General features: G+C 64.3%; 14 protein-coding genes. 6 read left to right on the top strand and 8 right to left on the bottom strand.

Annotation, left to right across the window (positions count from 1 at the left end; all coding sequences use genetic code 11):
• From ssuD to ssuE, 3 genes are read right to left on the bottom strand one after another with little or no spacing between them, the layout of a single operon-like run.
• Window positions 1-1149, bottom strand: a complete 1149-nt coding sequence (gene ssuD, locus ACEN9O_RS20735) for an FMNH2-dependent alkanesulfonate monooxygenase (RefSeq protein ID WP_495613705.1) — start codon at window positions 1147-1149, stop codon at window positions 1-3.
• A gap of 10 nt (window positions 1150-1159) precedes the next feature.
• Window positions 1160-2116 (bottom strand): sulfonate ABC transporter substrate-binding protein, encoded by a 957-nt coding sequence (locus ACEN9O_RS20730; RefSeq protein WP_495613704.1) that lies wholly within the window; start codon window positions 2114-2116, stop codon window positions 1160-1162.
• Between the two features lie 21 nt (window positions 2117-2137).
• Window positions 2138-2725 (bottom strand): NADPH-dependent FMN reductase, encoded by a 588-nt coding sequence (ssuE, locus tag ACEN9O_RS20725; protein WP_495613703.1) that lies wholly within the window; start codon window positions 2723-2725, stop codon window positions 2138-2140.
• A gap of 203 nt (window positions 2726-2928) precedes the next feature.
• Here ssuE and ACEN9O_RS20720 point away from each other — a divergent pair, with 203 nt between their 5' ends.
• From ACEN9O_RS20720 to ACEN9O_RS20710, 3 genes are read left to right on the top strand one after another with little or no spacing between them, the layout of a single operon-like run.
• The gene (locus ACEN9O_RS20720) at window positions 2929-3744 is read left to right on the top strand and encodes a methionine ABC transporter ATP-binding protein (protein ID WP_495613702.1); all 816 of its coding nucleotides are present in this window, start codon (window positions 2929-2931) and stop codon (window positions 3742-3744) included.
• A complete protein-coding gene (locus tag ACEN9O_RS20715; RefSeq protein WP_495613701.1) occupies window positions 3737-4417 on the top strand; it encodes a methionine ABC transporter permease in 681 nt (226 codons plus the stop codon). Before ACEN9O_RS20720 ends, ACEN9O_RS20715 begins: the two co-directional genes overlap by 8 nt.
• Window positions 4418-4432: 15 nt before the next feature.
• Complete coding sequence (locus tag ACEN9O_RS20710) at window positions 4433-5278, top strand: MetQ/NlpA family ABC transporter substrate-binding protein (RefSeq protein WP_495613700.1); 846 nt, start codon at window positions 4433-4435, stop codon at window positions 5276-5278.
• 5 nt (window positions 5279-5283) lie between these two features.
• Here the strand turns inward: ACEN9O_RS20710 and yghU are convergent, their stop codons facing one another.
• Genes yghU through epsC form a run of 3 tightly spaced genes read right to left on the bottom strand, consistent with a single transcriptional unit; the run spans window position 5284 to window position 7638 of the window.
• Window positions 5284-6126, bottom strand: a complete 843-nt coding sequence (gene yghU / locus ACEN9O_RS20705) for a glutathione-dependent disulfide-bond oxidoreductase (protein ID WP_495613699.1) — start codon at window positions 6124-6126, stop codon at window positions 5284-5286.
• The gene (locus ACEN9O_RS20700) at window positions 6127-6684 is read right to left on the bottom strand and encodes a GNAT family N-acetyltransferase (protein ID WP_495613698.1); all 558 of its coding nucleotides are present in this window, start codon (window positions 6682-6684) and stop codon (window positions 6127-6129) included.
• 30 nt (window positions 6685-6714) lie between these two features.
• Entirely contained in the window at window positions 6715-7638 is a 924-nt protein-coding gene (gene epsC, locus ACEN9O_RS20695; protein ID WP_495613697.1) for a serine O-acetyltransferase EpsC, read from the bottom strand.
• 114 nt (window positions 7639-7752) lie between these two features.
• On the opposite strand from epsC, the gene ACEN9O_RS20690 reads away from it, so the two are divergent.
• Window positions 7753-8934 (top strand): multidrug effflux MFS transporter, encoded by a 1182-nt coding sequence (locus ACEN9O_RS20690; protein ID WP_495613696.1) that lies wholly within the window; start codon window positions 7753-7755, stop codon window positions 8932-8934.
• Between the two features lie 151 nt (window positions 8935-9085).
• On the opposite strand, the gene ACEN9O_RS20685 is transcribed toward ACEN9O_RS20690, so the two are convergent.
• Entirely contained in the window at window positions 9086-9355 is a 270-nt protein-coding gene (locus tag ACEN9O_RS20685) for a hypothetical protein (RefSeq protein ID WP_495613695.1), read from the bottom strand.
• Between the two features lie 73 nt (window positions 9356-9428).
• Between ACEN9O_RS20685 and pdxR the strand changes: the two genes are divergently transcribed.
• On the top strand, window positions 9429-10862 hold the full coding sequence (gene pdxR, locus ACEN9O_RS20680) for a MocR-like pyridoxine biosynthesis transcription factor PdxR (RefSeq protein WP_495613694.1): 1434 nt from the start codon (window positions 9429-9431) through the stop codon (window positions 10860-10862).
• 54 nt (window positions 10863-10916) lie between these two features.
• On the top strand, window positions 10917-11372 hold the full coding sequence (locus ACEN9O_RS20675; RefSeq protein WP_495613693.1) for an RrF2 family transcriptional regulator: 456 nt from the start codon (window positions 10917-10919) through the stop codon (window positions 11370-11372).
• Here the strand turns inward: ACEN9O_RS20675 and ACEN9O_RS20670 are convergent.
• On the bottom strand, window positions 11369-12031 hold the full coding sequence (locus ACEN9O_RS20670; protein WP_495613692.1) for a GntR family transcriptional regulator: 663 nt from the start codon (window positions 12029-12031) through the stop codon (window positions 11369-11371). The two genes, ACEN9O_RS20675 and ACEN9O_RS20670, sit on opposite strands and share 4 nt — an antisense overlap.
• Window positions 12032-12093: the final 62 nt, after the last annotated feature.

The raw sequence follows: 12093 nt of genomic DNA, 5'->3' as shown, positions 1-12093 counted from the left end.
TCACGCCGCCTTCTTCGGCACGATAGTGTTGGCCATCACTTCGCCGAACGGCCCGCTCAGCGACTGCTCGCCGGCCGCCTTGCCTTTGCCCAGCAACGGGAACACCAGCTCGGCGAAGCGGTACGATTCCTCCAGGTGCGGATAGCCGGAGAAGATGAAGGTCTCGATGCCCAGGTCCGCATATTCCTGGATGCGCGCCACCACGGTCTGCGGATCGCCCACCAGGGCGGTGCCGGCGCCGCCGCGCACCAGGCCCACGCCCGCCCACAGGTTGGGCGAGACTTCCAGCTTGTCGCGGCGGCCGCCGTGCAGCGCGGCCATGCGCTGCTGGCCCACCGAATCCATCTTGCCGAACGCCGCCTGCGCCTTGGCAATGATGTCGTCGTCCAGATGGCTGATCAACTCCTCGGCCGCGCGCCACGCCGCCTCATTGGTCTCGCGGACGATCACGTGCAGGCGGATGCCGAACTTCACGGTGCGGCCATGCGCGGCGGCGCGGGCGCGGATATCGGCGATCTTCTCGGCCACGGCGGCCGGCGGTTCGCCCCAGGTCAGGTAGACGTCCATCTGCTCGGCCGCCAGCGCGTGCGCCGGCTCCGACGAGCCGCCGAAGTACAGCGGCGGATACGGCTTCTGCACCGCCGGGAACAGCGTCTTCGCGCCCTTGACCTTGATATGCCTGCCCTCGAAATCGTAGCCCGCATCACCGCCCTCGCCCGACAGCGAGGCGCGCCACACGCGGATGAATTCATCCGATATCTCGTAGCGCCTGGCGTGGTCGGCAAACAGGCCGTCCGCTTCCAGCTCGCCCTGGTCGCCGCCGGTGACGACGTTGATCAGCAATCGGCCATTGGACAGGCGGTCGAACGACGCGGCCATGCGCACCGCCAGTCCCGGCGTGGTCAGGCCCGGACGGATCGCCACCAGGAACTTGAGCTTTTGCGTCGCACCGATCAGCGATGAGGCGACCACCCAGGCATCCTCGCAGGAGCGGCCGGTGGGCAGCAGCACGCCGTCGTAGCCCAGCGTATCGGCGGCGACTGCGCACTGCTTCAGGTAATCGGCATCGACCGGGCGCGCGCCCTGGGAGGTGCCGAGATAACGGCTGTCGCCGTGCGTGGGGATAAACCAAAAAATATTCAGGGACATAATGGATTCCTCAGAGCGCTTCTTTGACCACGATGGGTTTCGGGATCAGCTTCAGGTTGGAGAAAGCGTCCGCGATCTTTTGCTGCTGTTCGATCACGGCGCCGTTGATCGGCTTGACGCCGTAGGCATAACGCGAAGCGGCCAGCGCCACCACGTCCACATCCAGGCCGGTCTGCGCCGAGAGGATGGCGGCGACTTCCTTCTGGTTCTTCGCGCCCCACTCGTCCACCTTGGCGAGTTCGTCGAGCACGATACGGACGATCTCCGGGTTCTTCTCCGCATAGCCGCGCGAGGCAAGGTAGAACTGGTGGTTGGCGACCAGGCCTTTGCCATCGGTCAGCACGCGCGCGCCCAGCTGCTTCTCGGCAGCGGCCAGGAACGGGTCCCAGATCACCCACGCGTCGACGCTGCCGCGTTCGAACGCCGCGCGCGCATCGGCCGGCGGCAGGAAGATCGCTTCGACGTCCTTGTACGCCACGCCGGCCTTCTCCAGCGCCTTGAGCAGCAGGAAGTGCACATTGGAGCCTTTATTCAGCACCACCTTCTTGCCCTTCAGGTCCGCCAGGCTGCGGATCTTCGAATCCTTGGGCACGACGATCGCCTCGCTGGACGGCGACGGCGGCTCATTGCCGACATAAACCAGCCTGGCGCCCGCAGCCTGCGCAAAGATGGGCGGCGCTTCGCCGACGGTGCCGAAGTCGATGCTGCCGACGTTCAGGCCCTCCAGCAGCACGGGGCCAGCCGGGAACTCGGTCCATTTGACGGTGACGTTTTTCGCGGCCAGCCGCTGCTCCAGCGTGCCGCGTCCTTTCAGCAAAGTCAGCGTGCCGTATTTCTGGTAGCCGATGCGGACTTCCTGCCTGGCTTGCGCGCCGGCGGCCGACGGAGCGCCGGCCGCGATGACGCCCGCCGCGAACAGCAGGCCCAGTGTGTGGCGGCGCGATGCGCGTTTTTGTTCGATGCTCATGGTTTTCCTTTTTGGTGGTAATCAGCGTGCAAGGCGTACCGGCTGCAGCGGCGCCACGTACACTTCTTCGGTGCGGCCGGCCAGCGCTTGCAGGCCGTTGGACAAATCCTCGACGCCGGCGTCCACGCGCCAGGCGACGGCCGGGTCCAGCGTCAAGCCGCCGCCGTCGCTCCAGGCCAGCTGCTGCGAAGTGGCGTAGATACTGGCCAGCACATGGCGCGCTTCGAGCGCATGCAGCACCGGCCGCAGCGCATAGTCCAGCGCCAGCATGTGCGACTGGCTGCCGCCGGTGGCCAGCGGCAGCACCAGCTTGCCCGCCAGGCCATCCTGCGGCAGCAGGTCGAGGAAGGCTTTCAGGATGCCGGTGAACGAAGCCTTGTACACCGGCGTGGCGATGACGATGGCGTCGGCAGCGGCCACCGTGGCCAGCGCGCGCTTGATCGCCAGGTCCGCCGTATCGGCATGCAGCAGCGCCCGCGCCGGCAGATCGCGCACTTGCAGGGTGCTGTGCCGGTGTCCTTGGATGGCCAGCTTCTGGCCCACGTGATCCAGCAAACGGCCGGTGCTTGAAGGGAGTGCGGGGCTGCCGCCGATAAGAAGTATGCTCATTGCTGCTCCCTGTGTTGTTCGTGCCAACCAGATTAATTCCGCACCAATGAAATCAAAACGAATAGTTTTACGTTTTGATATGCGTTTTTCCGTTATAACTTTTCGGAATATAGAAAGGGAAAAAACTTCGTTTGCCGCATGAGCTGCGGATGAGATACTGCGCGCACCGGTACCTTACAAGCGGCACCACCCGCTTAATTCTGATGACTACACCACTGATTCGCATCGATCATGCGAGCAAAACCTTTGCGCTGCCCGACGGCGGCGCGTTCCACGCGGTACGCGACGTTTCGCTGGAAGTGAACCAAGGCGACATCTTCGGCCTGATCGGCAAAAGCGGCGCCGGCAAATCGACCTTGCTGCGCCTGTTCAACCTGCTGGAGCGCCCCGACAGCGGCCGCGTGTTTGTCGACGGCCGCGAATTGACCGCGCTGTCCAAGCGCGACCTGCGCGACGCGCGCCGCAATATCGGCATGATCTTCCAGCAGTTCAACCTGCTGCAGAACGCCACGGTATTCGACAACGTCGCCTTCCCGCTGCGCATCCACGGCGGCATGACGCCGGCGCAGATCACCGCCCGCGTCAACGAATGCCTGGAGCTGGTGGAGTTGAGCGGCAAGGCAGCCAACTACCCGGCGCAGCTGTCAGGCGGCCAGAAGCAGCGCGTCGCCATCGCCCGCGCGCTTGCCAGCGGCCCGGCCGTGATGCTGTGCGACGAGCCCACCTCCGCGTTGGACGCCGAGACCACGCGCGCGCTGCTTGCCACGCTGCGCGACATCAACCGCCGCCTGAACGTCACCATCGTCATCGTCAGCCATGAGCTGTCGGTGCTGGGCGAGATCTGCAACCGCGTGGCCGTCATCGAAGACGGCGCCATCGCCGAACAATTCGCACTGGACGATGCCGCAAGCGTCAACGAACCTCGCAAGACCGCACTAGGCCGCGAGCTGGCGCAGCACGGCGCCGCCAGCGCGCTCGCCAACATCAACAACGCCAACCCGGAGGCAGCCTATGTCTGAATATCTCGCCTCGCTCGACGCCATCATCGCCATGCTGCCGGAGATGTGGACCGCCCTCGGTCAAACGCTGACCATGCTCGGCATCGGCCTGACCGCCGCAGTGCTGATCGGCGGCCCGCTCGGCATCCTGCTGTTCCTGGTGGCGGACGGACAATCGCTGCAAAACCGTCCCGCCTCGCTGGTACTCGGCTGGCTGGTGAACACGGTGCGCTCCTTCCCGTTCATCATTCTGCTGGTGGCACTGGTGCCGTTCACGCGCATCATCGCCGGCACCTCGATCGGGCCGCTGGCCGCCGCCGTGCCGTTGTCCTTCGCCGCCGTGCCCTACTTCGCCCGCATGGTCGAACAGAACCTGCGTGAAGTGCCGCGCGGCGTGATCGAAGCGGCCCACGCGATGGGCGCATCGGAACTGCAAATCGTATTGCGCGTGCTGCTGGTGGAGGCCCGCTCCGGCCTGGTGCTGGCGCTGACGGTGCTGTCGATCAGCTTCCTGTCTTACTCCGCCGTGGCCGGCGTGGTGGGCGGCGGCGGCATCGGCGACCTCGCCATCCGCTACGGCTACTACCGCTTCGAGACCGACATCATGGTCGCCACCGTCGCCATCCTGATCGCCATGGTGCAGCTGATTCAATTCACCGGCAACCGCATCGCCAAACGCCTGGACAAACGCTAATTTAAGGGAACCAACATGAACGCACCTCGCCGCAACCTGCTGCTCGCAGCACTGACCATCGCCCTCGGCATCGCCGCGCCAAGCTACGCCAAGGACCCGAAAGAAATCGTGATCGGCACCAGCGCCGGCCCGTATGCGGACCAGATCAAGCTGGGCATCAAGCCTATCCTGGAAAAGCAGGGTTACAAGATCAAGCTGGTGGAGTTCAACGACTACATCCAGCCGAACTTCGCGCTGGCTGAAGGCTCGCTGGACGCCAACGTCTTCCAGCACATCGTCTATCTGAATGAATTCGCGAGCAAGAACAAGCTCGCGCTGGCCGACCTGGTGAAGATCCCGACCGCGCCGATCGCCATCTACAGCAAGAAACATAAGACGCTGGCCGAAGTGAAGGAAGGCGGCTCCGTCGCCATGCCGAACGACCCGACCAACCAGGCGCGCGCGTTGGTCATGCTGGAGCAACTGGGCTGGATCAAGCTGCGCGACAAGTTCGACCCGGTAAAGGCGTCGGAAAAGGACATCGCCGTCAACGTCAAGAAGATCAAGCTGATCGCGCTGGACGCGGCGCAGCTGCCGCGCTCCCTGCAGGACACCGACTACTCCTTCGTCAACGGTAACTACGCGCTGGCGTCGGGCATGAAGCTGAAAGAGGCGCTGCAGACCGAGAAGATCTCGTCGAACTACATCAACCTGGTGGCGATCCGCAGCGCCGACAAGGACAAGCAGTTCGCCAAGGACCTCGCGGCAGCCTACCGTTCGCGCGAGTTCCTGGCCGTGACCAACAAGTACTTCCCGGACTACTCGAAAACCGAAGACCAGCTGGCGCTGGAAGCTAACGGCGCGACGAAGCCGGGCAAGTAACGACGTCAGTCCAGATCGGAAGCAGCGTGCCGCTCAGGCACCTGCTCTTCCGGCTCGCCGAAGGTCCGGTTGACCTTGCGGCCACGGACCACCGCCGGCCGCGCAGCGATTTCATCGGCCCAGCGCTTGACGTTCTTGTACTCGTGCACCGACAGGAATTCACCGGCGCCGTAAATCTTCCCAAGTACCAGAACGCCATACCACGGCCAGATCGCCATGTCGGCGATGGTGTAATCGTCGCCGGCGACGTAGCGGTGATCGGCCAGCTGACGATCCAGCACATCCAGCTGGCGCTTGACCTCCATCGCATAGCGGTTGATCGGATACTCCAGCTTTTCCGGCGCGTAGGCGTAGAAATGGCCGAAGCCTCCGCCCAGGAACGGCGCGGAACCCATCTGCCAGAACAGCCAGTTCAGCGTCTCGGTGCGCGCCGCCAGTTCCTTCGGCAGGAAGGCGCCGAACTTCTCCGCCAGGTACACAAGGATCGAGCCGGATTCAAACACGCGCAATGGCTGCGCGCCGCTGCGGTCCACCATCGCTGGGATCTTCGAGTTGGGATTGATGTCGACGAAGCCGCTGGAGAACTGCTCGCCTTCGTTGATACGTATGAGCCAGGCGTCATATTCGGCACCAGTATGGCCGGCAGCCAGTAGCTCTTCCAGCATGATCGTCACCTTCACGCCGTTCGGCGTACCCAGGGAATAGAGCTGCAGGGGATGCTGCCCGACCGGCAGCTCCTTCTCGTGCGTGGGCCCAGCGACCGGCCGGTTGATGCTCGCAAAGGTACCGCCGGATGGCGCTTCGGCCACCCACACTTTTGGCGGCACATAGTTCGATTGATCCGTCATTCATATCTCCTGAAACTTGAACTCTTCACGAAGCAAGCCAAAGACATGAACGTCGACGACTGCACCGTGAAGAATTTCCGACTGCCGGAGGGTTCCCTCCAGCGTAAAACCCAGGCGCTCCGCCACCCGCCGGCTGGCAAGGTTCCCGACCGCGCACTGGAGCTCGATCCGGTTTAACCCAAAGCGTCTGAAACCATATCCGATCACGGACAATACCGAGGAAGTCACGATGCCTCTTCCCTGAAAATCGCTGCCGATGAAGTAAGCGACGGCAGCGCTTTTGTTGGCGACATCGATGTCCTTCAGCCGCACCGCGCCGCATAAAACGTCATCCAGGAAAATATGCCACTCCAGCATATCGCCGGCCGCAAAGGCATGCTCCGCTTTCCGGAGGTGCGCGGCGGCGGCATCTTCTGCTGCCAGCCAGACGACCATCGGAACAAAGGCCTGGAGGTGCTCGGCGTTCTCGCGGATCAGCAATGAGAGCGACGCCGCATCGGCTTTGGCGACAGGCGCAACCCGCACGCCGCCAGGTATAGCAAAGACTGAATCTTCCAAATGAATATCTGCTCCCGAAGTATGACCGATCTAATCGTTGCGCATCTGCGCTTGCGAGACATTGCTCCCGGCCGGCACGCTTTGCGTGAGCCATACATTGCCGCCGATGGTCGAGCCGGCGCCGATGGTGATGCGGCCCAGGATGGTCGCGCCGGCGTAGATTACCACGTCGTCCTCCACCACGGGATGGCGTGGCACGCCCTTGATCAAGGCGCCTTTTTCATCTGCCGGGAAGCGCTTGGCACCCAGGGTCACGTGCTGGTACAGGCGCACGCGCTGGCCCAGCACCGCCGTCTCGCCGATCACCACGCCGGTGCCGTGGTCGATGAAAAAGCTGCCGCCGATCTGTGCGCCCGGATGGATGTCGATCCCGGTCAGCGAGTGGCCGATGTCCGAAATCAGCCGCGCCAGGAACGGCGAGCCCAGTCGGTGCAGGCTGTGCGCCAGCCGGTAGTACAGGATGGCGATGGTGCCCGGATAGCACAGCATGATCTCGGCCACCGAGGTCGCCGCCGGGTCGCCCGAGAACGCCGCCTGCACGTCGGACACCAGCAGCCCGCGGATGCCCGGCAGGCCGGCCGCGAACTCGCGGGTGATGGCGTAGGCCTGGCGCGTCAGCGCTTCCTCATCGGCGTCGGCGTCCTCCAGCGAGAACTGCAAGCCGCGCCGGACCTGCTCCGTCAGGCGGTTCAGGGTGGTGTTGAGCGTGTCGCCGACGAAGTAGTCGATGCTCTCGTCGGTCAGGTTGGGCCGCCCGTAGTGCGTCGGGAACAGCACCGCCGACAAGCCGTTGACGATGATCGTCAGCGCCTCGCGCGACGGCAGCTCGCGCACCTTGCCGTGATGGCGGATGTTGTGCGTGGCCTCGCGCGAGATGCGCAGCTGCTCGATCACGCCGCCCAGGTTCCAGTGCGACGGCTTGACGCCGGTTCCATCATAGGTATCGATAGTCATAGTGTCTCGAATTATAAAAACGTTGGCAGCAGGGCGAAGGAATGATTTCGCCCTTGGATATGCGATGACTGCATATCGCGTAAAATGCCGGGTCCACTGAACAATACGCCTTAAATGAATATTTTGCTGACACTGCTGCTGGCCGGCCTGACGATGGTCGGTCCGCTGGCCATCGACACCTATCTGCCATCGTTCCCGGCGATCGCCCAGACCTTCGACGCCAGCCCGATGCTGATCCAGCAGACGTTGAGCATGTTCCTGTTCTGCTTCGCCTTCATGATGCTGTTCTACGGCACGCTGTCCGACTCCTTCGGCCGCCGCCCGGTGATCCTGGTGTCGCTGGTGCTGTACGTCGCCGCCTCCATCGTCGGCGCGATGGCGCCGTCCATCGGCGTGCTGCTGGCCTGCCGCATCGTGCAGGGGCTTGCGGCAGGCGCCGGCTCGGTGGTCGGCCGCGCCATCGTGCAGGACCGCTTCTCCGGCGCCGCCGCGCAGAAGATCCTGTCGCACATCATGATGGTGTTCGGCCTGGCGCCGGCCATCGCGCCGGTGCTGGGCGGCTGGCTGCAGGTGAGCTTTGGCTGGCGTTCGATCTTCTGGTTCCTCAGCGCCTTCGGCATCCTGATGTTCATCGCCGTGCAGCGCGCGCTGCCGGAGAGCCTGGCCGTCAAGGACCGCCATCCCTTCCACCTCGGCGTCATCGCCGGGAACTACTGGAAGGTGCTGTGCCACCACCAGTTCCTGCTGCTGTCGATCGCCGTCGGCATGAGCTTTGCGGGCGTGGCGCTGTATATCGGCTCGGCCGCCTACTTCGTGATGAACATCCTGCACCTGCCGGAGACGGCCTTCGCCTGGATGTTCGTGCCGCTGATCAGCGGGATGGTGGTCGGCTCCGCGCTGTCGGGAAAATTCGCGCACAAGTTCGCGCGCACCACGCAGGTGTGGATGGGTTTTGCCGTCATGATCGCCGCCGGCATCATCAACGTCGCCTACAACAATGCCTTCGTCGCGGCCGTGCCTTACGCGGTGATGCCGCTGTTTATCTACTCCTTCGGCCTGGCGCTGGCGATGACGCCGTTGTCGCTGATCGCGCTGGAGTACTTCCCCAACAACAGCGGACTGGCGTCGTCGATGCAGTCGTTCATCCAGATGCTGCTGTTCGCGCTGGTGTCCGGCCTGGTGGCGCCGCTGCTGTTCGACAGCGCGCTGAAACTGGCCTGGGGCGTGCTCGCCAGCCTGGTCGTCAGCGTGATCGCCTGGCTGCTGGCGCAGACCGGCAAGCCGGTCACGCATTGAAGATATTTCGAATAATCCCCAATTTGTCATTCCCGCGCAGGCGGGAATCCATGCACCGCCGCTGACCATGCGACCTATGGAGGGAATTCAAGCAATGCTTGGATTCCCGCTTGCGCGGGAATGACGGGGATCTTGAGGTTCCGTTAAGCCGTCAAGGCCAGGGCGTCGGATTCACATCGACGTACTGAGCGCCGCCCTGCTCCGGCTCGCGGGCATCGCCCTGGGCGTTGATCGGCGACGGCCGCCCGGGCGCCTGGGCCGGATTGCGCAGCCCCAGCAGCTCCTTGCGGGTCTCGACGAAGTCCGCGCTCGACAAGGGATGCTCCTTGTCCGGCCAGTTCTCCTCCGCCCATCGCTGCAATTGTTCGTAACGCTGCCAAAGTTCGTTGATGAACTGGCGGCGTGCGGCGTCCTTATCCATGCTCCCTCCTGTGTATGTTGCAAGTCTGTGGCAAACTGCCGGTATCGTCCGTTAGGCTCCGCACCAACATACCATGGAACTCCACATCGTCATCGAAGGCAAGAGGGATTTGGGCGGGCAGCTGTACCGCCAGCTGAGCGACTCGATCCGCAGCGGGCGCCTGGCCGACGGCCAGCAACTGCCGCCTAGCCGCCTGCTGGCCGAGCAGCTTGGCCTGTCCCGCAAGACTGTCTCCGATGTCTACACCCGCCTGACGCAGGAGCGGCTGGTGCTTGGCCAGGTCGGCAAGGGCAGCTTCGTCAGCGCGCCGGCCGAGGCCAGGCCGCGCCGCCAGCTCGCCGCCAACCTGGCCAGCGCCGCCATCGTCGCCAAGTGGGAAGCCATGCACACGCCGCTGCGCGCCCCCTTCCCGCAAGGCCGCTCCCGCTATGAGTTCGTCGGCGGCTGCGTCACGCCCTCGCTGTTCCCGATCGACGAGTGGCGCCGCTGCATGCTGCATGGCCTGCGCCAGGACATCAAGGGCAGCGGCATGTATCGCCATGCCGAAGGCATCGCCGAACTGCGCACCGCCATCGCCCACCATGCAGCCTTCGCGCGCGGCGTGGTCTGCACCGCCAACAACGTGGTCGTCACCAACGGCGCCCAGCAGGCGCTGGACCTGCTGGGCCGCGCGCTGCTGGAACCGGGCTGCGTGGTCGCCATCGAGGAACCGGGTTACCCGGCCGCGCGCATGCTGTTCGCCAGCCAGGGCGCACGGGTGGTCGGCATCGGCGTCGACCGCGAAGGCATGCTGGTCGACCAGATCCCGCAGGGCACGCGGCTGATCTACACCACGCCGGCCCACCAGTTCCCGCTGGGGATGCAGATGAGCGTGGCGCGCCGCGAGGCGCTGCTGGCGCGCGCGCTGGAAATCGGCGCCATCATCATCGAAGACGATTACGACAGCGAGTTCCGCTACGACGGCCGCCCCACCGACTCGCTGCAAAGCATGGACCGGCACGGCGTGGTGGCCTTCGTCGGCAGCTTCTCCAAGGTGATGCTGCCGGAACTGCGGCTGGGTTATGTGGTGCTGCCGGAGGCCATACAGAACGCGGTCCTCACCGTCAAGCACCTCAACGACTGGCATACCGCCACCGCCAACCAGCACGCGCTGGCCAAGTTCATCGCCGACGGCTACCTGTCGCGCCACATCCGCCGCTGCGGCGCGATCTACGCGACGCGGCGCGAACGCCTGCAGGCGCTGTTTGCCGATGCGCTGTCGCCCTGGTTCGAGCTGGTGCCGGCCAGCGCCGGCTTCCACCTGGCGGCGCTGTGCAAAAAGCCGTTCGACCTGGAGCTGTTGCTGCGGTTGGCGCGGCGCGCCGATGTCGGCCTCTATCCCTTATCAAACTTCTACGTTTCCACGCCGCCGAAGGCCGGCCTGTTCCTCGGCTACGGCGGCATCGAGACGCTGGATATCGACATCGCACTGCTGAGGGTCCGCGATATTCTTCTTCAAATGGAGTAAAGCTTAATCCGCATGTAGAATAGTGGATTGCATTGTAACGACGCCGAGCCAGCCATGCGCCTCACCTCCTTCACCGACTATTCCCTGCGAACCTTGCTGTACCTGAGCGCACACCGCGACCGGCTGGTCACGATCCAGGACATCGCCGACGTGCACTCGATCTCGAAGAACCACCTGATGAAGGTGGTCTATCAGCTGGGGCAGTCGGGATTGGTGGAGACGGTACGGGGCCGCAACGGCGGCCTGCGGCTGGCGAAGGAACCCAAGGACATCAATATCGGCGCGCTGGTGCGGACGACGGAGACCGACTTCTTCATGGCCGAATGCTTCGACCGCGAAACCGATACCTGTCCGCTCACCCCCAACTGCGTGCTGAAGCACACGCTGAACGACGCCACCAAAGCCTTCCTGGCCGTGCTGGATAAACAAACGCTGCAAGACATGCTGCCGCAGGCCCCGTCCAACGCGGCCAAGCCGGTGCGCATCGTGCGCGGCGCGACCCAGCGCTAGGCCGCGTCCTGCCGCAGCCGCGGCAGCGACGCCATCAAGTCCGAAAACCGCTGCCCCTGTATCATCACGTGCTCGCGCAGCAGGCGCGCTGCCAGCTCGCCGTCGCCGCCGACGATGGCCTGCACCACACCGTCATGCTCGTGGTAGGACGTGGCCAGGCGGTCGCGCACGCGCAGCTGCAAGCGGCGGTACGGCCGCAGGCGCCGGTACAGGTTGCGCGTCTGCTCGATCAGGAACTGGTTATGGGTGCCGGCGTAGATCGCCTCGTGGAATAACTCGTTCTTGTAGTAGTAGACGTCCGGCTCCTGCGCATCGCGCGCATCCTGGCAGGCCTGATGGGCCGCCAACAGCGCCTGCTGCTCCTCCGGCGTCATGCGCCGCGCCGCCAGGCGGCCGCAGGTCGCCTCCAGTTCCGACATCACCTCGAACATTTCCACCAGCTGCTGCGGCCCCAGCTCCGCGACGATGGCGCCGCGCCGGGGACGTATCACCACCAGTCCCATGGACGCCAGCTGTATCAGCGTTTCCCTCACCGGCGTGCGCGAGACGCCGAAGCGCGTGGCCAGCTCGGTCTCGTCCAGGTGCTGGCCCGGTTTGAGTTCGCCGACGGCGATCATCTCTTCAATTTCTTCACGCAGTGTGGCGGAATGGGTGGTCATGGTGTTTTTGCAGCCCTGTGTATAACAAGCTTCATTATAAACAGTCAATTTAGCTTGACAAT

This window comes from Duganella sp. Dugasp78, from assembly GCF_059491455.1.
Note: the sequence above shows the minus strand (reverse complement) of the source record. Positions and strands in the feature narration are given on the sequence as shown.

What these genes read in the sequence shown, in the direction of transcription:
- ssuD (WP_495613705.1), bottom strand. Translation starts at nt 1,149, where the DNA reads ATGTCCCTGAATATTTTTTGGTTTATCCCCACGCACGGCGACAGCCGT.
- ACEN9O_RS20730 (WP_495613704.1), bottom strand. Translation starts at nt 2,116, where the DNA reads ATGAGCATCGAACAAAAACGCGCATCGCGCCGCCACACACTGGGCCTG.
- ssuE (WP_495613703.1), bottom strand. Translation starts at nt 2,725, where the DNA reads ATGAGCATACTTCTTATCGGCGGCAGCCCCGCACTCCCTTCAAGCACC.
- ACEN9O_RS20720 (WP_495613702.1), top strand. Translation starts at nt 2,929, where the DNA reads ATGACTACACCACTGATTCGCATCGATCATGCGAGCAAAACCTTTGCG.
- ACEN9O_RS20715 (WP_495613701.1), top strand. Translation starts at nt 3,737, where the DNA reads ATGTCTGAATATCTCGCCTCGCTCGACGCCATCATCGCCATGCTGCCG.
- ACEN9O_RS20710 (WP_495613700.1), top strand. Translation starts at nt 4,433, where the DNA reads ATGAACGCACCTCGCCGCAACCTGCTGCTCGCAGCACTGACCATCGCC.
- yghU (WP_495613699.1), bottom strand. Translation starts at nt 6,126, where the DNA reads ATGACGGATCAATCGAACTATGTGCCGCCAAAAGTGTGGGTGGCCGAA.
- epsC (WP_495613697.1), bottom strand. Translation starts at nt 7,638, where the DNA reads ATGACTATCGATACCTATGATGGAACCGGCGTCAAGCCGTCGCACTGG.
- ACEN9O_RS20690 (WP_495613696.1), top strand. Translation starts at nt 7,753, where the DNA reads ATGAATATTTTGCTGACACTGCTGCTGGCCGGCCTGACGATGGTCGGT.
- ACEN9O_RS20685 (WP_495613695.1), bottom strand. Translation starts at nt 9,355, where the DNA reads ATGGATAAGGACGCCGCACGCCGCCAGTTCATCAACGAACTTTGGCAG.
- pdxR (WP_495613694.1), top strand. Translation starts at nt 9,429, where the DNA reads ATGGAACTCCACATCGTCATCGAAGGCAAGAGGGATTTGGGCGGGCAG.
- ACEN9O_RS20675 (WP_495613693.1), top strand. Translation starts at nt 10,917, where the DNA reads ATGCGCCTCACCTCCTTCACCGACTATTCCCTGCGAACCTTGCTGTAC.
- ACEN9O_RS20670 (WP_495613692.1), bottom strand. Translation starts at nt 12,031, where the DNA reads ATGACCACCCATTCCGCCACACTGCGTGAAGAAATTGAAGAGATGATC.